The organism is Mesorhizobium caraganae (assembly GCF_016836705.1).
Classification (GTDB): domain Bacteria; phylum Pseudomonadota; class Alphaproteobacteria; order Rhizobiales; family Rhizobiaceae; genus Mesorhizobium; species Mesorhizobium caraganae.
Genome location: NZ_JAFCGY010000075.1, coordinates 1 through 3,158, shown reverse-complemented (window position 1 = coordinate 3,158; position 3,158 = coordinate 1). Strand labels below are relative to the sequence as shown.

Annotated in this window: 2 tRNA genes and 2 rRNA genes; all 4 read right to left on the bottom strand. The window is 54.8% G+C overall.

The window, feature by feature from the left end:
- Positions 1-378, bottom strand: a 23S ribosomal RNA gene (locus JQK88_RS35235); the annotation flags it as partial.
- Positions 379-741: 363 nt separating this feature from the next.
- Positions 742-817: transfer RNA gene (locus tag JQK88_RS35230), tRNA-Ala, on the bottom strand.
- An 83-nt stretch (positions 818-900) separates the two neighbouring features.
- Positions 901-977: transfer RNA gene (locus JQK88_RS35225), tRNA-Ile, on the bottom strand.
- A 306-nt stretch (positions 978-1,283) separates the two neighbouring features.
- Positions 1,284-2,768: ribosomal RNA gene (locus tag JQK88_RS35220) — 16S ribosomal RNA — on the bottom strand.
- Positions 2,769-3,158: the final 390 nt, after the last annotated feature.

Genomic DNA, 3,158 nt, shown 5'->3' with positions numbered 1-3,158 from the left:
TCACCCACTATGGCCCTACTTTCCAGAAGGTTCCGCTTGTCTCTCAATCGCCACTGGCCTGGTCCGGGTTCGCTCGCCACTACTTCCGGAGTCTCGGTTGATGTCCTTTCCTACGGGTACTTAGATGTTTCAGTTCCCCGCGTTCGCCACTTTATCCCTATGTATTCAGGATAAGTTACCTATTATCGATACTTGGAAACCACAGTAGCAGATCACTCTGCTACTCTGATTTTCCAAGTACCTTAGGTGGGTTTCCCCATTCGGAAATCTACGGATCAAAGGGTATTCGCACCTCCCCGTAGCTTATCGCAGCGTATCACGTCCTTCATCGCCTGTGCATGCCAAGGCATCCACCAATTGCCCTTAAGACACTTGATCGTTCTCATTGCCAATGCCCACCCGCGCGATCTCGAAGAGATCGTCGCCTGAACCAGATCCTGTGCGGGATCCAATTCGATGTCATTGGCACAAAAAGACCAGCTTCTCGAGATCGGTTCGAGGGCGCGGTTAGGCAAACCCATCATATGCAGGAGATTGAGCGTCTCCTGCGACAAATCACGAACCTTTCGGCTCATGAAGTTCGAACAAATCTTCTCTTTACGATGTCAAAACAGAACAGGCGGAGAGCTCGTTGCTCGCCGCAAACCTTTTTACGAATGACTTTTCTCATCTCTACTCGACACCTCCGCGCGATCCGCAGGATCGTCGCGAACCGCGACAATCCCTTCGGAATTGCGCGAGTGGTGGAGCCGGACGGGATCGAACCGACGACATCCTGCTTGCAAAGCAGGCGCTCTCCCAGCTGAGCTACGGCCCCTGATTGTTTCCCTGATACTCTATCGAGGAGATCCGACAATCCTTGCGGATTGCGAGCGACAACCCTTCGGGTTGCACTAGAGATGGTGGGCCTGGGAGGACTTGAACCTCCGACCTCACGCTTATCAAGCGCGCGCTCTAACCAACTGAGCTACAAGCCCTAAAGACCGCGCTCTGCCAGTAACGAGCTGGTGACCTCGAGGCAAAGCCTCGCAAGGCCGACCGGCCGTCGCGGCTTATGCCGCGCCCTCGCGGAGCGCCAGCGGCCGCCCATCTTAATCAACAGGGGGCCGCGGTACGGCGCGCGAGCGCTGATCCAAAGTCATTCGCTGAAGAAAGAGAAACGAAGGCGGCAGACCCGCTTAAGGTATGCGCGACGGTCAAAGTGACTCTTTGCCGTCTTGTTCCAAGAGAACCGAAAGGCAGAGGCTCATCAGATGAGCGTTTCCATTAAGGTTCTTCCTTAGAAAGGAGGTGATCCAGCCGCAGGTTCCCCTACGGCTACCTTGTTACGACTTCACCCCAGTCGCTGACCCTACCGTGGTCGCCTGCCTCCTTGCGGTTAGCACAGCGCCTTCGGGTAAAACCAACTCCCATGGTGTGACGGGCGGTGTGTACAAGGCCCGGGAACGTATTCACCGCGGCATGCTGATCCGCGATTACTAGCGATTCCAACTTCATGCACTCGAGTTGCAGAGTGCAATCCGAACTGAGATGGCTTTTGGAGATTAGCTCGACCTCGCGGTCTCGCTGCCCACTGTCACCACCATTGTAGCACGTGTGTAGCCCAGCCCGTAAGGGCCATGAGGACTTGACGTCATCCCCACCTTCCTCTCGGCTTATCACCGGCAGTCCCCTTAGAGTGCCCAACTTAATGCTGGCAACTAAGGGCGAGGGTTGCGCTCGTTGCGGGACTTAACCCAACATCTCACGACACGAGCTGACGACAGCCATGCAGCACCTGTCACCGGTCCAGCCGAACTGAAGGTTCCCATCTCTGGAAACCGCGACCGGGATGTCAAGGGCTGGTAAGGTTCTGCGCGTTGCTTCGAATTAAACCACATGCTCCACCGCTTGTGCGGGCCCCCGTCAATTCCTTTGAGTTTTAATCTTGCGACCGTACTCCCCAGGCGGGAAGCTTAATGCGTTAGCTGCGCCACCGACAAGTAAACTTGCCAACGGCTAGCTTCCATCGTTTACAGCGTGGACTACCAGGGTATCTAATCCTGTTTGCTCCCCACGCTTTCGCACCTCAGCGTCAGTACCGAGCCAGTGAGCCGCCTTCGCCACTGGTGTTCCTCCGAATATCTACGAATTTCACCTCTACACTCGGAATTCCACTCACCTCTCTCGGACTCGAGATACCCAGTATCAAAGGCAGTTCCGGGGTTGAGCCCCGGGATTTCACCCCTGACTTAAATATCCGCCTACGTGCGCTTTACGCCCAGTAATTCCGAACAACGCTAGCCCCCTTCGTATTACCGCGGCTGCTGGCACGAAGTTAGCCGGGGCTTCTTCTACGGTTACCGTCATTATCTTCACCGTTGAAAGAGCTTTACAACCCTAGGGCCTTCATCACTCACGCGGCATGGCTGGATCAGGCTTTCGCCCATTGTCCAATATTCCCCACTGCTGCCTCCCGTAGGAGTTTGGGCCGTGTCTCAGTCCCAATGTGGCTGATCATCCTCTCAGACCAGCTATGGATCGTCGCCTTGGTAGGCCATTACCCCACCAACTAGCTAATCCAACGCGGGCTCATCCATCTCCGATAAATCTTTCTCCCGAAGGACGTATACGGTATTAGCTCCAGTTTCCCGGAGTTGTTCCGTAGAGATGGGTAGATTCCCACGCGTTACTCACCCGTCTGCCGCTCCTCTTGCGAGGCGCTCGACTTGCATGTGTTAAGCCTGCCGCCAGCGTTCGTTCTGAGCCAGGATCAAACTCTCAAGTTTTGAAACTTTGATTGGCTTTTATCTGGTCACGCTTTGAATTGACGAGAACATTCACACCTAGACACTCACGTGTCTTGGTAGACTTTATTCTCTCAAAACGTGTCCGCCAAAGTCTCGTTCGAACCTTCTACCCCTGGCGGGATAAGAGGTTCAGCAGGACTCTGCCGCCCACGTTTCTCTTTCTTCAATATTCAATTTTCAAAGAACAGACCCCGCTTCACGCGAGGTCGTGGCCCGTTACGCTTGTGGCTTCGGGGCCGTCCGAGTGTCGCTTACGCGGCTCTCTTGAATTTCACAAGGGCTTATTCAGAAGCAAACTGCTTCGCCGCCAGCGGCGCACCGCCCTCGTTCGTGAGGCGTATATAGTCGCCACCCACTCAAACTGTCAAC